This window comes from Kitasatospora sp. NPDC004240, from assembly GCF_053603215.1.
The window spans coordinates 15660-30628 of record NZ_JBSGFD010000045.1 but is presented as its reverse complement, the minus strand read 5'-3'; the positions used below and the strand labels follow the sequence as shown (position 1 = coordinate 30628).

The window sequence follows — 14969 nt, the reverse complement described above, 5'->3', positions numbered from 1 at the left end:
GACCTGCCGTTCTCACTCCATCGACGGGTTCTCGGCGCGGGGCGTGACCCCGGTACGGCACGCTCGTTGACCGGTCGGGGCCGAGGAGGAACGGGGGTACGGCGGTGACGGACGGTCAGCACCGGCAGGACGAGGCACGGATGGTCCGCCCGCGGACGGGCTCCGCGGCGGCAGCGGGCCGGCCGGCGGACGCGCCCGGGGCCTGCGACCCGGCCGGCGACCCGCTGGGCTTCGCGACCGCCCTGCGCGAGCAGCGGCTCGCCGCCGGCTTCTCGCAGGCCGAGCTGGCCCGGCGGGTCCACTACGACAAGAGCCACATCAGCAAGGTGGAGAACGGCGACAAACCCGCCACCGCCGACTTCGCCCGCGCCTGCGACCGGGCGCTGCGCGCCGACGGCGCCCTGCTGGGGCTGGCCACCCAGGGGCTCTGCCCGTACCCGGGGCTGGCGGCCTTCGGCGCGGCGGACGAACGGTGGTTCCACGGCCGGGCCCGCGCCCGTGCCGAGCTGCTGGGACTGCTCACCGACCGCTGCGCCGACCGCGGCGGCCCGGTGCTGGTGGTCGGCCCCTCGGGGGCGGGCAAGTCCTCACTGCTGCGGGCGGGGCTGGCGCCCGCGCTGCGGCGCGGCGACCTGGCGGGCACCGGGCCGACCGCTCCGGCCGTCCTCACCCCCACCGCCCGGCCGCTGGAGCAGCTGGACTCCCCCGCCGCCGAACGGGCCGCGGTGTGGATCGTCGACCAGGCCGAGGAGCTGTTCACCGTCTGCGCGGACGCCGGGCAGCGGCAGGCCTTCCTGGACCGGCTCTGCCACGAGGCCGGCCCGGACGGCGGCCGGCTGGTGGTGCTGGGCCTGCGGGCCGACCTGTACGGGCACTGCCTGGCGCACGACGGGCTGCTGCGGGCGGTCCGGCACGGGCAGCTGGCGCTCGGCCCGATGACCGCCGGGGAGCTGGCCGAGGCGATCACCGCACCCGCCCGCAGCGCCCGGCTGGAGCTCGAACCCGGGCTGCTCGACGTCCTGCTGACCGACCTCGGGCTGGCCGGAGGCGACGGCCGCACCGCCCCCGGAGCACCGCAGGCCCCGCCCGCCGGGTACGACCCCGGGGCGCTGCCACTGCTCGCCCACACCCTGCGCGCCGTCTGGCAGCAGCGCACCGGACGCTCACTCACCCTGGCCGGCTACCGGGCGATCGGCGGCCTGCGCGGCTCGGTCGCGGCCACCGCCGAGCGGGCCTGGCACCGGCTGGACGGGCCCGGCCGGGTGATCGCCCGGCGGGTGCTGCTGCGGCTGGTCCACCTCGGGCCGGACGGGCAGTGCGCCCGGCGCCGGGTGACCCGCGAGCGGCTGCTCACCGCCGGCACCGACCCGCACGCGCTGGAGCGGGTGCTCGGCTCCTTCGCCGCCGACCGGCTGATCACCCTGGACGCCGACGGGGTCACCCTCTCCCACGAGGCCCTGCTGCGCGCCTGGCCCCGGCTGCGCGGCTGGATCGAGGACGGACGCGCCGGTCTGCGGCTGCACCAGCAGCTCGCCCACGACGCCGAGGGCTGGGCGGAGGCCGAACGCGATCCCGCGCTGCTGTACCGGGGCAGCCGGCTGGAGCTCGCCGGGCAGTGGGCCGCGGACGACTCCGCCCCGGACGACTCCGCCCCGGACCCGCTGCTGACCCCGGTGGAGCGGGAGTTCCTGGCCGCCTCCGCCGAGCGGGCCCGCCAGGAGCGCGCGGCGGAGCGGCGCCGGGTGCGGACGCTGCGCCGGCTGGCGGGGGCGCTGGCGGTCCTGCTGGTCTCCGCGCTGCTGGCCGGGTCCTTCGGCTGGTACCAGCGGAACGCGGCGCTCACCGCCGACCGGGCCAGCCAGGCCCGCGCCCTGGTCGCCGACGCCGAACGCAACACGGCCCGCGACCCGTACGCCACGATGCTGCAGGCCGTCCAGGCGCGCCGGCTCGCCCCGGAAACCCAGCCGGACCTGCGGCGGCAGGCCGAGGACGCCGTGCTGGGCACCCAGGCGCAGTACCTCGCCGGGCGGATCGACGGCTTCGAGTGGGGCGTCAACGCGCTCGCGCTGAGCCCCGACGGGCGGCTGCTGGCCACCGGGGACTCGCAGGGACGGGTGGCGCTGTGGGACGCCCGGACCACGGCGCCGGTGGCCGAGCTGCTGGAGCACATCGGCGCGCCCGTGCAGGACCTGCGGTTCAGCCCGGACGGGACGGTCCTCGCCGCGGCGATCACCCGGGACCCGGAAGCCCGGCGGATCCTGCTGTGGAACGTCGCCGAACGCCGCCCGCTGCCCTCCCCGGTGCTGCCCGCGAGCACCACCGGCAAGGCCTCGGTCGCCAAGCGGCTGGCGTTCAGCGCGGACGGCACCCTGCTGGCCGCCGGCAGCAGCGACGGCGACCTGCCGGGGCGGCTGTGGGTCTGGCGGGTCGGGGTGGCCGAGCCGCCGCTGCGGACGCTGACCGACCAGCAGGGGGTGATCCAGTGCCTGGCGTTCGGTCCGGGCCACCGGCTCGCCAGTGCCTCGACGGACGGCACGGTGCTGGTCCGCGACCTGGACGCGTCCCCGGCCGGGGACGGCGCTCCCCCGCCGCCGGTCTTCTCCGGCCGGGTGCGCGACCCCCGCTCGCTGGTCTACGCCGCCGACGGCGCCCTGCTCGCGGTGGGCGACGGACGCGGCGGCATCCGGATCTGGCACCCGTCCACCGGAGGCGGCGCGGAGGGCACCGAGCTCACCGTCCCCGGCCCTGGCCGCGCCCACACCGGCCCGGTCAACGCCCTCGGACTGACCCCGGACGGCGCGACCCTGGTCTCCGCGGGCGACGACCAGAGCGCCCGGGTGTGGGACCTCGCCACCGCCCGGGTCACCGCCGAACTGCGCGGACACCCCACCTTCGTCCTGGGCCTGGCCGTGGGCGGCGACAACCGGACCGTCGTCACCTCGGCCGGTGTCGGCCGGCCCACCGGCAGCGTGCTCCTCTGGGACCTGCGACGCCTGCCGGACCTCGCGCCCGGCCCGGGCCGCCCGCCCGTCACCGCGGTCGCCACCGGCGGCGGCCGGGCCGCGGTGGGCACCGCCGACGGCCGGACCGCCCTGTGGGAACTCGGCGGCGAACGGCGCCCGGTGAGCGTCTCGCCCGCGAGCGGACGGCCGGTCACCGCGCTCGCCCTGGACCGCTCGGGGCGGCTGCTGGCCGGCGCCGAGGAGGACGGCACGGTCCGGATCCGCCGCGCCTCGGACGGCGTGGTCCAGGAGGTGTGGACGGCCGGGGCCCGGGTGACCGCGCTCGACCTGAGCCCGGACGGTACCCGGCTGGCCGTCGGCACGGCCGACGGCACCCTGCTCACCGGCCCGACCGACGGCACCCCGGCGCGCCCGCGCCTCCACACCGCCTGCGGCGCCGTCCACGCGGTCGCCTTCGTCGGCCCCGCCACGGTGGCCTTCGCCTGCGACGCGCGGGCGGTGCAGCTGATCCCGGCCGACGGCGACGAGCCCGCCCGGCGCAGCGCCACCATGAAGCACGACGACTACCTGCGGCGGATCGCCGTCAGCCAGGACGGCACGCGGATCGCCACCTACGCCGACGACCGGACGATCCGGGTCTGGGACGCCCGGACCGAGCAGCCGCTGCACCCGGAGGCGTTCACCGTGGGCAGCGACACCGTACGGGCGCTGGCCTTCAGCCCGGACGGGCGGACGCTCGCCGACGCCGGCGAGCACGGCGAGGTCCGGCTGTGGGACCCGCTGATCCCGGACGGCCCGCGGCGCACGCTCTCCTCCCCCGGCGGGCCGCTCGACGCGCTGGCCTTCCTGCCGGACGGCCGCTCGGTGCTGGCCGGGGGCGGGAACGGGGCCGCGCCGGTGTGGAGCCTGGACCCGGCGGAGGCCGAGGCCTCGGCCTGCGCCGTACTGCGGCCGCCGCTGCGGCGCTCCGAGTGGACGCGGCTCGCCCCGGGGACGCCGTACCGGGCGACGTGTCCGTGACGGTGGGTCACGGATGCGCACACCCCTGCACCCCCATTGGCCTGCCGATATGACGATCTGGTAGATCATCGGCATGCGATTCTCCTTCGACGCCCGGTGGTGGCGTGCGCTCCTCGTCGACGGCTACCGGGGGCCGGCGGCCCTGGGGCTGTCGGTGGCCGTGCTGGCGGTGTCCCCGGCCTGGGGCGGGGCCTTCGCGGTCCCGCTGTTCGCCCTCGGGATGGTCGGCAACCTCCTCCTGGTGCTCCCGCTGGCCACGGGCCTGCTGCTGGCGGCCACGGTGGTCGGCCTGATGGCCCTGCTGACCGCCCGCCGCGAGCGGATCCGGCGGCCCGGCAACTCCGTACTGGCCGGCTGCGCCGTGCTGGGCGTCACGGCGCTGCTGGCGTTCAGCCTGGCGGCCCCCGACTGGGGCATGCTCGGGCTGGGCGTCACGGCCGCCGGCGCGACGGCCCTGGTCTGGCTGGTCCGCCAGATGCTGATGGACCCGGACGAAGGGGATCGGCCCGAGGGCGCCTGGCGCTGGGCGGTGCCGCCGGCCCTGCTGGTCGCGACCGTCGCGCTGATCGTCCACCAGGTGCCGCAGCAGGCCCGCTTCGAGCTCAGCCGGCCCGCGCTGACCTCCTTCGCCGAGCAGGCGCTGGAGCGGGACGGGAACGGGCTGCCGCAGCCCGAGTGGGTCGGCGCCCTGCCGGTGAAGGACGTCACCGCGGTCGGCGGCACCGGGCTGCGGTTCACCGTCCCCGGCGGCGGCCTCTTCGAGGTCACCGGCTACGCCTATCTGCCGGACGGCCCGCCGGTCGCCCGCGACGGGAACACCTACACCTGGATGTCCGGCGACTGGTACCGCTGGACGGACAACGGGAACTTCTGAGCAGGGCGGCGGCCGGGCCCCTCCCCGGGGTCCGGCCGCCCTGGCGGGATCTTGACGACCATGGGTGATCACGCCGCCCGTGGAGCCCGGTGGCGGCGCGGGAGGATCGTGGCACGCCCTGACCGGGGCACCAACACCGCCCGGCGACCCGAGTCCGGCCCCTGACGCCCGGGCGCCGGGCCCGGCCCGTCGCTCAGGGGTGGTCCGTGCGCAGCACCGCGAACGGGCCTCGGCCGGGGGTGCCGTCCGGGCGGGTCCAGTGGCCGGTGACCGAGCCGACGCAGCGGCGGGATTCCGGGCCGGTGGCGTCCGCGGGCCGGGCGGCGGGCGGGCCGTCGAGCACCCGCGTCAGGTGCAGCGCCGGGGCCTGCGGACCGTTCAGGCCGGGCAGCCGGGTGCCCGCGGCGCCGTCCACGGCCGGGGCGAAGTCCTGCGGCGCGGGGACCTGGACGTCCTCGCCGAGGGCCACGGTGACCTCCGGGTCGGGGGTGTCGCTCTCGGACTGGGCCTGCGCCCGCACCTCGCCGCCGAGCAGCGCGAGCAACTGGGCGACCAGCACGGGATCGTGGGCGCCGTCGTAGACCCAGCGCCGGCCGAGCACGCCGTGCTCCATGGTGCCGACCAGCGCGTGCTCCGCGCCCTCCAGCGGGGCGCCGCGGTAGGTGAGCGGCGTCAGATAGGTCACCGGCCCGGCCCCGGCGGTATCGGTGACCACCATGAACTCGATCCCCACCTCGCCCTCCGGGTCGTCCAGCCGGAAGCCGCCGGCCCGCTCCAGCCGCGGCTCCTGCCCGTCCCCGCGGTACCAGGCCCGGCCGGGCAGCCAGGCGGTCAGCAGCTCGCCCTTGGTCGGGCGGAGCGTGGTGTGGTGGATGACGGCCATGGTGTGAGGTCCCTTCAGCGCGTTCGAGATGGTGCGGGCCGGTCGCTCAGCCCCTGGAGGTACGGGGTGGTCACGCTCGGCGCCCGTACAGGTACGGGGTGGTCACGGTCAGCTCCCGTACAGGTAGGGGGTCGTGACGGTCAGGGCCGCGAAGCCGAGGCGGTGCAGGATGGGCCGGCTCTGGTCGGAGGCGTCGACCTGGAGGTAGCGGTAGCCCCGCTCGGCGGCGATCCGGGCCCGGTGGGCGATCAGCGCGCGGTAGACGCCCCGGCCGCGCCAGCCCTCGACGGTGCCGCCGCCCCACAGGCCGGCGAAGCCCGTACCGGGGTGGAACTCCATCCGGGCGGAGCTGACCGGGGTGTCGCCGGCCATCGCGAGGACCACGGTGATGATGTCCGGGGCCTCGGTCAGCTGGGCGAGGATCCGGGCGCGCAGCCGGGAGCCGTCGGTGCCGAAGGCCTGCTCGTGGACGGCGATCACCAGGTCGACGCCGGCCTCGTCGGTGACGGCGCGCAGCTCGATGCCCTCCGGCACCGCGGTGGCGTCCGGCAGGTCACCGATCCCGGCGACCATCAGCGTCTCGGGGTCCTCGGGCGTGAAGCCGGCCGCCAGCAGCCGGGCCGGGAGGGAGGCCGGGCGGTCGTGGGCGTAGTGCTTCCACTCGAAGTCCACGCCGAGGGCGGTGTAGTGGGCCACCTGTTCGGCGATCACCGCGTCGACCGCGGCCTCGTCGGCCCCGTCCAGGCCGGACCAGAGCACGCCGTTCCAGGCGTCGGCCTCCCCCGTCTGCCGCACCACCGCGCCGGTCCACTCGACCCGTGCCCGGGGGCTGTCGGGCCGGGCCTCGCGGCGTATCCGCTCGTCGAAGAGCCCCAGTACCTCGTCATGATCCATCCGGCTACCCCACCACCGGGCGGGGCGGACACACAACCGGGATTCCGCCTGCTCCGGCCGGGTGCCCCAGGGTGGGCGGGCCGAACCGGGCCAGGTAGTGCCAGACCCGCTTGAGCGCCTGCGGGTCGTGCCGGCCCGACCGGTCGGCGTCGCCGAGGACCCGGGGGTCCAGCAGGCCGTCCACCGCCAGCGCGGTGCCCAGCTCCACGAACTCCGGGCCCCGGTAGTCCGGGTGGCGGCGCAGCAGCTCGGTGCCCAGCCGGAAGCCGCCGTGCCACTCGACCGGGCAGCCCAGGGCCCGGGCCGCCGTCTCCACGGCGGTGCCCCGGTAGCACGGGTCCAGCACCAGCGCCTCCACGTCCCGGGTCAGGCTGACCGGGCCGTGCACCTGCGCCTCGACGTAGTCGTCCAGGTCGTCCTGCCGGTCGGCCAGGGCCAGCTCGATCAGGGCCATCCGGGAGGCCACGCCGAAGTCGGCCGGCTCCAGGTAGCTGTCCGGGTAGCAGAAGGTGGTCCGCTCCAGGGTCGCGGCGGCCAGCCGGAAGTGGGCGGAGCCGAACCGCGGGGCGCCGCCGGCCGGCTTCCGGCGGAAGTTCAGCGCGCCGTACACCGGCCGCTCTTCGGCGGGCGCCCCGTCGTACGCGCCGTCGAAGATCCGGCTCTCCCAGCGCCAGCGGTCCCCGCCGGGAAACGCCGTCAGGCCGCCGTTGCCGGTGCCGGTGACGAACTGGGAGCGGTAGACGCCGTCCTCGGCGAGCCGCTCCAGGATCGGGCGGCCCCGCACCAGCCGGTCGGGGTGGAAGTTGAGGGTCACCCGGAGGCCGGGCTCCAGGGGGTCGCCCTTCGCCAGGCTCTCGACGTGGCGCAGGGCCCGCCGCTGCGGGGTGTCGGGGCTGTCGGTGTGCATGGGCGCAGTCTGCCCGGGGCGGGCCCGGTGGTGCATCAGGGTTTCCGGGGCGCCGCGACGGGCCGGCGGGCGAGCAGGTGGGCCTGGAGGAAGCGTTCGTCCTCGCGCGGCTCGCGCGTCAGCCGGGCGACCTCGACCAGCCCGGCCGTCCGCAGCCGGGCGGAGAGGGCGCCCTGGGTCCAGCGGTAGGCGGGGGCGACCTTGTGGTCGAACGGCGTCGGCGCGGGCTCCCCCGGCTCGTCGGGATCGTCCGGCTCGTCGGGATCGTCCGGCTCGTCGGGATCGGGAGCGGAATCGGGCTCGGGGTCGGCCTGGAAGGCGAGCAGCAGGGGTGCGCCGGGGGCCAGCGCCCGGTGGAACCCGGCGAGCACCGCGGGTACCCGCTCCGGCGGGGTGTGGATCAGCGAGTAGCGGGCCACGATCCCGGTGAGCGAGCCGTCGGGCACGCCGAGTTCCTCCATCCCACCGACCTCGAAACGCAGGCCCGGGTACGCGTCACGGGCCAGCCCGACCATCACCGGGGAGAGGTCCCGCCCGTACACGTCGAGGCCCAGGTCGTGCAGGTACGCGGTCACCCAGCCCGGGCCGCTGCCCAGGTCCGCGACCGGTCCGCCGCCCTCCCGGACCAGCTCGGCGAAGGCGGTCAGCATCGCGCGGTCCAGCGGGCGTTCCGCCAGTTCGCCGGTGAACAGCTCGACGTAGCGGACGGCGAGCGCGTCGTAGCCGTCCCGGGTGATGGCGAGGTCGGTCCGGTCGTCGGTCGTGTCGTTCACCGTGGTCACCGCTTTCAGGAGCCGGCCCGGGGCGCCGGCCGGGGCAGCGGGCGCGGGGCGGCGAAGTCGGAGTTGTCGATCAGCAGGTCCACCCCGGGCAGCGGATCGGCCTCCGCCAGGTAGAGGTGCTCGGCGACCAGGTAGCGGTCCCGGTGGATGGCCTCCGCGTCGGAGCCGGCCCAGTTCCGGTCGCGCTCGGCGCCGCGGCGCACCGAGAGCTCGTCGTCGACCTGGAGCCAGATCCGGTAGTCCCAGTAGTGGTCGATCTCCGGGCGGAACGCGAAGACGCCGTCCACGATCAGGACGGTGTCCGCCGTCAGCGGGGTGGTCCGCGCGGAGTGGTCGACCTGGGTCAGCGGGTCGATGGAGCACAGGGAGCACCGGGTCGCCCCGGAGTCGCGGCAGGGCCCGAGGAGCAGCCGCTCGGCGGCGGCGTAGTCGTACGCGTGGCGGTAGTAGCCCTCGCCGGACTCGCGGTCGTAGAGGTGGCGGTCGCGCCAGGGGTTCTTGAAGTCGTCCAGGGTGGCGCGCAGCACCGGGCGCCCGCCCAGGGCGGCCGTCCGCTCGGCCAGTTCGTGGCCGAAGCTCGTCTTGCCGGCCGCCGTGAACCCGTCGATGCCGACCAGCAGCCGGCCCGGGCCGAGGGCCAGCACGTCCCGCGCCGCCCGCTCCACCAGCGCACCGCGTTCGGTCGAGGCGGGAGCCGGGAGCGGCTGCTGCCAGGTCGACGTCGAGTGGTGGACGGGAGCGGGAGCGGCGGGGGCGTTCATGCGTGGGTCCTCTCGGCCGGGCCGGTGCGAACCGCACCGGCCGACGTTCCGTCAGGGCGGGTACGAACCTAGCAGTTACCCGGTTCCGCCCGGCCGGGTGGCCACCACCACCGTCGCGTACAGCTCCTCGCACTCGGCGACCCGGGCCGTGAGCCCCGCCCCCGTCACCACGGCGAGGGCGTCCGGCACCTGCCGCTCGCTGGTCTCGAACAGCAGGCTGCCGCCGGGGGCGAGCCAGCGCGGGGCCCGCGCCGCCACCGCGCGCAGCACGTCCAGGCCGTCCGCACCGCCGTCCAGGGCGAGCGGCGACTCGTGCTCGCGGGCCTCGGCGGGCAGCAGGGCGACCTCCTCGGTGGGCACGTACGGGACGTTGGCGAGCAGCACGTCCACCCGGCCGCGCAGCCCGTCGGGCAGCGGCTCGTACAGGTCGCCCAGGTGGACCCCGGCGGCGACGCCGTCGAGGTTGCGCCGGGCGCAGGCGACCGCCGCCGGGTCCAGGTCGGCGGCGTGCAGCTCCAGCGGGCCGGGAGCGGCGGCGGCGAGCGCGGCCCCCAGCGCGCCGCTGCCGCAGCACAGATCGACGGCGACCGCGTCCGGCGTGGCCGGACCGCCCGGCGCGTCCGGCGCTGCGGGCCCGCCGAGCAGGGCGGCGGCCTCGCTGACCAGGAACTCGGTGCGCCGCCGCGGGACGAACACACCCGGATCGACGGCGATCCGCAGTCCGCAGAACTCGGCCCAGCCGAGCACGTGTTCCAGCGGCAGCCCGGCCGCCCGGCGGTCGACCATGGCGGCGAGCTCGGCGGGCGTACGGGCGGTGGAGAGGATCAGCCGCGCCTCGTCCTCGGCGAAGACACAGCCGGCGGCGCGCAGCCGGGCCACGACGGAGGAGCGGAGACGGGAGGAGGAGAAGATCGACACGAGAACCCTTCGGATGACCACCGGGGCTCCCTCGACGCCGGGCCTCAGGCCGACGCGAACGTCCGACCGCCCGGGGGGAGCACCCGACCTGACACTGCGGTAATGGGTCTCACCTCCCGGGTTGATCGCGGTACGGACGGGAACGACCCTACCCCATCCTGAGCCAAGGGCTACCGTGGTCGACCGTGACCGAACCGGACTTCCTGAGGGCCACCCGCTCCTCCTACGACACCGTCGCCGCCGACTACGCGGCCCGCTTCCGTGCCGAGTTGACCGGCAAGCCGCTGGAGCGGGCGATGCTCACCGCCTTCGCCGAGCTGGTCCGGGCAGGCGGCGGCGGCCCCGTCGCGGACGTGGGGTGCGGACCGGGTCGGGTGACCGCCCTGCTGCACGGGCTCGGGCTGGACGTGTTCGGGATCGACCTCTCCCCGGCAATGGTGGCGGTGGCCCGCCGGGACCACCCGCACCTGCGCTTCGAGGAGGGCTCGATGACGGCCCTCGACCTCCCGGACGCCTCGCTGGCCGGCCTGGTCGCGCTGTACTCGGTCATCCACGTGCCGGACGAGGCGCTGCCCGGGGTGTTCGCCGGGTTCCACCGGGTGCTGGCCCCGGGCGGCCACCTCCTGCTGGTCTTCCAGGCCGGCGACGAACGGACGCACCACGCGGAGCTGTTCGGCCACCGGGTCGACCTCCACCTGCATCGTCGCCGGGCCGACCGGGTCGCCGCCCTGCTCACCGGCGCCGGCCTGGAGGTGCGCGCCCGCCTCGAACGCGAGCCGCACGACGACGGCGCCGAGAAGGTCGGCCGCGTCCACCTGCTGGCCCGCCGTCCGGCGGGCACGGCCCGGCCGTACGGCGGTGGCGCCCGATGAGCGGCCCGACCCGGGAGGAGCGGGCCGTCGGGGCGGTCCTGGGCTCGGCGGTCGGGGACGCGCTGGGGGCGCCCTTCGAGTTCGGGCCGGCGGGGGCTTTCTCGGCCCGGTTCCCCGAGGCGGGGGCCGACGGCGGGGCGGACGACGGCTGGAGGGCCGGGAGTGGGACGGCCGGGAGTGGGACGGCCGGGAGTGGGACGGCCGGGAGTGGGACGGCCGGGAGCGAGATGGCCGGGAGCGAGATGGCCGGGGGTGGCGGCTGGGATCCCGGCGAGGCCACCGATGACACCCAGATGGCCGTCCTGATGGCGCGGTCGCTGCTGGAACGCGGCGGCCTCGACCTGCCGGACGTCTTCGCGCGCTTCCAGCGGTGGGCCGCCTCCGACCCCAAGGACATCGGCATCCAGACCGCGGACGTCCTGACCAACGGCATGCCCTGGGACCTCGCCGCGGCCGTGCACTTCCAGGTCAACCTCCGCGCCGCCGGCAACGGTTCGCTGATGCGCGCGGCCACCTCGGCCGTGTACTTCGCGGCCGCCGGACGGGAGGCCACCATGACCGCCGCCCGCCGGCTGGCCGCGCTCACCCACGGCGACCGCGCGGCCTGGGAGGGCACCGCGGTGCTGCACGAGCTGGTCCGGCTCACGTTGGAGGGAGCCGATCCGCTCGCCGCGCTGCCCGAGGTCCTGGCGGCCGTCGACCCCGGGGACCGGCCGCGCTACGCCGTGGTGCTCGCGCCGGACTGGCACCCCGCCATGGCCACCGAGTTCAACGGTGCTGTCTGGCCCTGCCTGGGCTCGGCGGTGTGGGCGGTGCGCACCACCCGGGGGTTCGAGGAGGCGCTGCGGGCGGCCGTCGACCTCGGCGGCGACACCGACACGGTGGCCGCGGTCACCGGCGCGCTGGCCGGTGCCCGCTACGGGTCGGGGGCCGTCCCGGCGCGGTGGACCGAGCCGTTGCACGTCCCGCTGCCGGGCTTCGACGGGCCGGCGCTGCGCGCGGGCGACCTGATCGACCTGGCCCGGCGGCTGGCGGCCGGACCGGGCTGAGCACCGGGCACCGGGCACCGAGCACTGGTGAAACCGTCCCCGCTGTTTGTTTCCCGGTACCCGGACGACCGGAGGCCTGACGGGCTCAGTCGGCGGCCGTGACCGCTTCGTCCGCCCGGAGGGCGGCCAGCTCGGCGGCGACCTGGGCCCCGCGGCCCGGGTCGATCCGCAGGCTGGCCAGCACGCCGGGCATGGCGATGCTCGGCATCAGGTGCCGGAACAGGGTGGAGATCCGCTGCTCCAGGTCCGCGCGGTTGGCCAGCTTCTGCGACTGGATCTGGGTGCCCGTCCAGCAGGCGGTGATCAGCCAGGCGGTGTCGGCCGGGACCACGTGGGGCAGCAGCTCGCCCTGGTCCCGGGCCTCCGTCAGGACCGTCTCCAGCCGGGCGATCCACCCGACGATCGCCCCGCCCCGCAGGCCGTCGAAGGTGTCCTGGCCGAGCGCCAGCCGTGCCCCGGCGCTCAGCAGCGGGTCCCGCGGCATCAGGTGGGCGATCACCATGCCGGTGTCGACGAGCTCCTGCAGCTTGCACGCCCGGGACGGCACCGGCTCCTGGCGGAACTGCTCCTCGACCACGCCCTCCGCGAGCTTCTGCTTGGAGGCGAAGTGGAAGTACAGCGCGCCGCGGGTCACCCCGGCCCGCGCGACCACCTCGCCGATCGTGGCGGCCTCGTAGCCGACCTCGTCGAACACCGAGGCGGCCGCCTCCAGGATCGCCCGCCGGGTGCGTACCGCACGTTCCTGCCGCGCCACGGCGCCCTCCTGCCACTGCCGGCGCATCCTGCCGCTGCCGCGCGCTGAAACCAAACCAAACAGTCCGTACCTTACTGTCCGCTTCGGTTCGATGCGACAGTGCCGCAGGTCACCGTGGGTGCACCCACGGCCCGCGCGACTCACCGGCCGTACCACTCCGTGGGGGCGGCCGGCGGGCCCTACGTCGATGCGGGCCCTTACGGCCGGGGGCGCTCAGGGGGCGGCGCGGGCACCGGGGTGACGCGCTGCGCCGTGAGACCGGCGGTCCGGCCCGAGCGGGGCACGCCGTGGCGCCAGCGCAGTTCGCGCCGGATGTCGGCCGCGATCGCCGCCGCCCGTACGGGGTCGGCCCGCCGCTCCGGCTCCCAGTCCACCGTCTCGGGCTCCATCCGGCCGACCGGCCGGCACACCGGGCAGACCCCGCTGTCGTCCAGCAGCCAGCCGTCCTCGCACTGCGTCACCCGGCACGGGTGCGGGATCACCAGCCAGTACGCGACGTCGTCCGGCCCGTAGCCCTGGTCGTCCTCGCTGCGCGGCACGCTCAGCGGGCGGTGCGACCAGAACGCCCACCACCGCCGCTCGATCCGGGCGATCAGCACGTCCGCCGACAGCCGCTGGAGCTCCTCGCGCACCGTCTCCCGCACCAGCGCGTCCGCGCTCCCCCCGCACGCCCGCAGCAGCACGGGCGGCAGCGCCGCCAGCACCCGCGCCACCGGGTGCGCGTTCAGGTACACGCTGCGGCAGGCCCGGCAGAGCCCGGCGGGCGGCCGGTCGCCCTGCCGCTCGGCCTCGGACAGCGGCGCCCGGCACTGGGCGCACCCGGCGCGCCCGTGCTGCTCGCCGGAATAGGGGGGACGGTGGTCCATGCCTGGCCTCATCGGATCGGGGCGGCTGGTCGGGCCGGGGCGGCTGGTCGCTGCACCGATCGTATGCCCGCCATCGGGCGGAAATCAGCCCACCTCGGGAATCCCCGACTACTCGGATCATCCGACCTATCCACCCGATCGGCTCAACCGGCCGTGACCGCGGCGGGCACGGGGCGTTGTGTGGGCGGATCCGACTGGCGCGGATCCCGACGCGCGCAACCGAACTCGCGCGGATCCGCACTCCCGGAGGCAGCCCGATGACGCGCACGACCCGAATCGCCCGCCGGACCCACTGGACCCGCAGGACGCTCGGCGTACCGGTGCTGCTCGCCGCGATGACGGCCGCCGTGGTACCGGCCGGGGCGAGCGCGTCGGCAGCGGAACGGGCGGAGCCGGCCGGGCAGGTCAACCAGGGGTACAGCATCCCGGTCGGCGGGATCACCGACCTGGGCGCACTGCCGGTGGTCGGCTCACTCGGCTACGACCTCGCCCGGCTGCTGGGGCAGGGCTGAGGCACCCCGACGCCTAGAGCGTGTCTCTTTGATGGGCTGATCAGTTGATCGGATATGTCCGTCCGGTTAGTGATCACTGATGCGATGTGGGACCGGATCGAGCCGCTGATGCCGGCCCATCCAGTCCGCGGCCGACGGTGGGCCGATCACCGCCGAACCCTGGAGGCCATCGCGTGGAAGTACCGCACCTGCTCGCCCCGGCGGGACCTGCCGGACGAGCTCGGCTCGTTCCAGACCGCCCACAAGCGGTTGATCCGATGGGCCGTGGACGGCACCTGGAAACGCATCCTTGCCGCGGTGCTGGCAGCGGCCGAGGGTGCCGACGACATCGGCTGGACCGTGTCGGTGGACTCCACCGTCTGCCGAGCTCACCAGCACGCAGCAGGCGCCCGGAAAAGGGGGCTCCAGGCCAGGCCGAACCCGACGACCACGCGCTTGGACGCTCCCGAGGCGGCCTGAGCACAAAGATCCACCTTGCCGGCGACGGCCATGCACGACCGCTGGCCCTCCATGTCGCCGCAGGCCAGGCGGGTGACGCCCCGGTCTTCGAGACCGTCATGGCCGCCATCCGTGTTCCGCGCACCGGCCCCGGACGACCGAGAACCCGACCCGATGCCGTCCTGGCGGACCGCGCATACTCATCCCGCGCGATCCGGAGTCACCTCCGCCGCCGCGGCATTCGCGCTGTCATCCCCCAGCCCTCCGACCAGATCGGCCACTGTCTGCGGCGAGGCCGCGCCGGAGGCCGCCCGCCCGCCTTCGACGCCGAGACATACAAGGAACGCAATGCCGTCGAGCGGTGCATCGCCCGACTCAAGCAGTGGCGCGGCCTCGCCATGCGGACCGACAAGCTCGCCATCGCTTACCAGGCCACACTGCACCTTGCCGCCATCCTTATCTGGACCCGGCGCTGA

Annotated in this window: 14 protein-coding genes; 6 read left to right on the top strand and 8 right to left on the bottom strand. The window is 76.2% G+C overall.

The genetic code is table 11. The features are described from left to right. Positions 1 to 104: 104 nt before the first annotated feature. Together ACWEQL_RS14875 and ACWEQL_RS14870 are read left to right on the top strand one after the other, a co-directional pair. Positions 105 to 3983, top strand: a complete 3879-nt coding sequence (locus tag ACWEQL_RS14875; protein ID WP_452150635.1) for an nSTAND1 domain-containing NTPase — start codon at positions 105 to 107, stop codon at positions 3981 to 3983. A 73-nt stretch (positions 3984 to 4056) separates the two neighbouring features. Beyond that, on the top strand, positions 4057 to 4857 hold the full coding sequence (locus ACWEQL_RS14870; protein WP_452150634.1) for a hypothetical protein: 801 nt from the start codon (positions 4057 to 4059) through the stop codon (positions 4855 to 4857). Between the two features lie 193 nt (positions 4858 to 5050). On the opposite strand, the gene ACWEQL_RS14865 is transcribed toward ACWEQL_RS14870, so the two are convergent. The 6 genes from ACWEQL_RS14865 to ACWEQL_RS14840 all read right to left on the bottom strand — a co-directional run bounded on the left by ACWEQL_RS14865 (position 5051) and on the right by ACWEQL_RS14840 (position 10002). Continuing rightward, positions 5051 to 5740, bottom strand: a complete 690-nt coding sequence (locus ACWEQL_RS14865) for a maltokinase N-terminal cap-like domain-containing protein (protein WP_452150633.1) — start codon at positions 5738 to 5740, stop codon at positions 5051 to 5053. 108 nt (positions 5741 to 5848) lie between these two features. Continuing rightward, complete coding sequence (locus tag ACWEQL_RS14860) at positions 5849 to 6634, bottom strand: GNAT family N-acetyltransferase (protein ID WP_452150632.1); 786 nt, start codon at positions 6632 to 6634, stop codon at positions 5849 to 5851. Between the two features lie 4 nt (positions 6635 to 6638). Then, on the bottom strand, positions 6639 to 7541 hold the full coding sequence (locus tag ACWEQL_RS14855; RefSeq protein ID WP_452150631.1) for a DUF3626 domain-containing protein: 903 nt from the start codon (positions 7539 to 7541) through the stop codon (positions 6639 to 6641). A gap of 35 nt (positions 7542 to 7576) precedes the next feature. Further along, complete coding sequence (locus ACWEQL_RS14850; RefSeq protein WP_452150630.1) at positions 7577 to 8314, bottom strand: class I SAM-dependent methyltransferase; 738 nt, start codon at positions 8312 to 8314, stop codon at positions 7577 to 7579. A gap of 14 nt (positions 8315 to 8328) precedes the next feature. After that, entirely contained in the window at positions 8329 to 9084 is a 756-nt protein-coding gene (locus tag ACWEQL_RS14845; protein WP_452150629.1) for a uridine kinase, read from the bottom strand. Between the two features lie 75 nt (positions 9085 to 9159). Continuing rightward, positions 9160 to 10002, bottom strand: a complete 843-nt coding sequence (locus tag ACWEQL_RS14840; protein WP_452150628.1) for a putative protein N(5)-glutamine methyltransferase — start codon at positions 10000 to 10002, stop codon at positions 9160 to 9162. Between the two features lie 185 nt (positions 10003 to 10187). On the opposite strand from ACWEQL_RS14840, the gene ACWEQL_RS14835 reads away from it, so the two are divergent. Together ACWEQL_RS14835 and ACWEQL_RS14830 are read left to right on the top strand one after the other, a co-directional pair. After that, on the top strand, positions 10188 to 10874 hold the full coding sequence (locus ACWEQL_RS14835; protein WP_452150627.1) for a class I SAM-dependent DNA methyltransferase: 687 nt from the start codon (positions 10188 to 10190) through the stop codon (positions 10872 to 10874). Further along, entirely contained in the window at positions 10871 to 11923 is a 1053-nt protein-coding gene (locus tag ACWEQL_RS14830; protein ID WP_452150626.1) for an ADP-ribosylglycohydrolase family protein, read from the top strand. The genes ACWEQL_RS14835 and ACWEQL_RS14830 overlap by 4 nt, the downstream gene beginning before the upstream one ends. Positions 11924 to 12008: 85 nt before the next feature. Here ACWEQL_RS14830 and ACWEQL_RS14825 read toward each other — a convergent pair whose 3' ends face one another. Together ACWEQL_RS14825 and ACWEQL_RS14820 are read right to left on the bottom strand one after the other, a co-directional pair. Then, on the bottom strand, positions 12009 to 12677 hold the full coding sequence (locus tag ACWEQL_RS14825; RefSeq protein ID WP_452150625.1) for a ScbR family autoregulator-binding transcription factor: 669 nt from the start codon (positions 12675 to 12677) through the stop codon (positions 12009 to 12011). Between the two features lie 197 nt (positions 12678 to 12874). Further along, entirely contained in the window at positions 12875 to 13543 is a 669-nt protein-coding gene (locus ACWEQL_RS14820; protein ID WP_452150624.1) for a hypothetical protein, read from the bottom strand. Positions 13544 to 13800: 257 nt separating this feature from the next. On the opposite strand from ACWEQL_RS14820, the gene ACWEQL_RS14815 reads away from it, so the two are divergent. Both ACWEQL_RS14815 and ACWEQL_RS14810 read left to right on the top strand, forming a co-directional pair. Further along, positions 13801 to 14055 (top strand): hypothetical protein, encoded by a 255-nt coding sequence (locus ACWEQL_RS14815; RefSeq protein WP_452150623.1) that lies wholly within the window; start codon positions 13801 to 13803, stop codon positions 14053 to 14055. 54 nt (positions 14056 to 14109) lie between these two features. Then, positions 14110 to 14969, top strand: a protein-coding gene (locus ACWEQL_RS14810; protein ID WP_452150622.1) for an IS5 family transposase whose coding sequence is annotated in 2 segments (ribosomal slippage) — positions 14110 to 14461 and positions 14461 to 14969 — 861 coding nt in all. Because the reading frame shifts where the segments join, the coding sequence is not laid out codon by codon here.

Bases quoted from the DNA above. Each gene is read 5' to 3' on its own strand.
- ACWEQL_RS14870 (WP_452150634.1), top strand. From the start codon at position 4,057: ATGCGATTCTCCTTCGACGCCCGGTGGTGGCGTGCGCTCCTCGTCGAC.
- ACWEQL_RS14865 (WP_452150633.1), bottom strand. From the start codon at position 5,740: ATGGCCGTCATCCACCACACCACGCTCCGCCCGACCAAGGGCGAGCTG.
- ACWEQL_RS14820 (WP_452150624.1), bottom strand. From the start codon at position 13,543: ATGGACCACCGTCCCCCCTATTCCGGCGAGCAGCACGGGCGCGCCGGG.
- ACWEQL_RS14855 (WP_452150631.1), bottom strand. From the start codon at position 7,541: ATGCACACCGACAGCCCCGACACCCCGCAGCGGCGGGCCCTGCGCCAC.
- ACWEQL_RS14830 (WP_452150626.1), top strand. From the start codon at position 10,871: ATGAGCGGCCCGACCCGGGAGGAGCGGGCCGTCGGGGCGGTCCTGGGC.
- ACWEQL_RS14860 (WP_452150632.1), bottom strand. From the start codon at position 6,634: ATGGATCATGACGAGGTACTGGGGCTCTTCGACGAGCGGATACGCCGC.
- ACWEQL_RS14845 (WP_452150629.1), bottom strand. From the start codon at position 9,084: ATGAACGCCCCCGCCGCTCCCGCTCCCGTCCACCACTCGACGTCGACC.
- ACWEQL_RS14815 (WP_452150623.1), top strand. From the start codon at position 13,801: ATGACGCGCACGACCCGAATCGCCCGCCGGACCCACTGGACCCGCAGG.